The sequence below is a fragment of the Acinetobacter sp. 1125_18A genome (assembly GCF_052824985.1).
Genome location: NZ_VTDG01000054.1, coordinates 1 through 715 on the forward strand (window position 1 = coordinate 1; position 715 = coordinate 715).

A 715-nucleotide genomic window follows, 5' to 3' on the forward strand; every position below is an offset into this window, starting at 1 on the left:
CCTGAGATTTCGTATTGACCTAACTCTTCATGGATCAATGGGAAAGTGGTTTCAGGTGATTTTTTAGTACGCCACAAACGTACAGCAATATTTTCACCTGTTGCAGTATTAATTCCTTTAAAGAACAACTCGTATTCTTTATTGAATTCACTCGCGATGGTTGTGTGACTTACTTTACCAGTAGTGAAGCTGGCTGTTACTGGGTCCGCAATTAACTCATTAAATGTAATCGTACCAAATATTGCATCAAGCGTATATTTATCAGCTGCGATCGTCGTAGATCCCGTTTTAAAAGATACTTGAGTTAAGTTGTAGCCATCAAGTTTAATTTCTTGGCCTACTTTGATTGTTCCAAGTACTTGGTCTGTAACTGTAACACTGGCAACCTCCGATTTCATACCTGACAAGATGTATTGAAGATTGGCTTCATCCACTTCTTCAAGCTGCCCTTTGAAATTAACACCTGTTGTTTTGGTTAATACAAAATCTGTGGTCCGTTGTCCTGATGTGCTTTCTTGGTGTTCAACTTGGTCTGTAGTTATTTCAAGTTCGAATTCAGGTACGTTTCCAAGATGACGCATACCGCCAGCAACACCATTCGCAATTTCAGATAAGTAAAACTTACCTTGAAGCGAAATATATTTTTTAGCCATCTGTTTTGACCTCTTTTAGTTTTGGTTGTGCAGATGGCTTCACTTCTTCAATGATCTTATCT

The 715-nt window shown here is 38.3% G+C and carries 1 protein-coding gene; it reads right to left on the reverse strand.

Features of this window, described 5'->3' with window-relative positions; genetic code table 11:
• The coding region (locus FY049_RS22220; protein ID WP_446084434.1) for a phage tail tube protein at positions 1–653 on the reverse strand (653 nt) is incomplete at its 3' end.
• Positions 654–715: the final 62 nt, after the last annotated feature.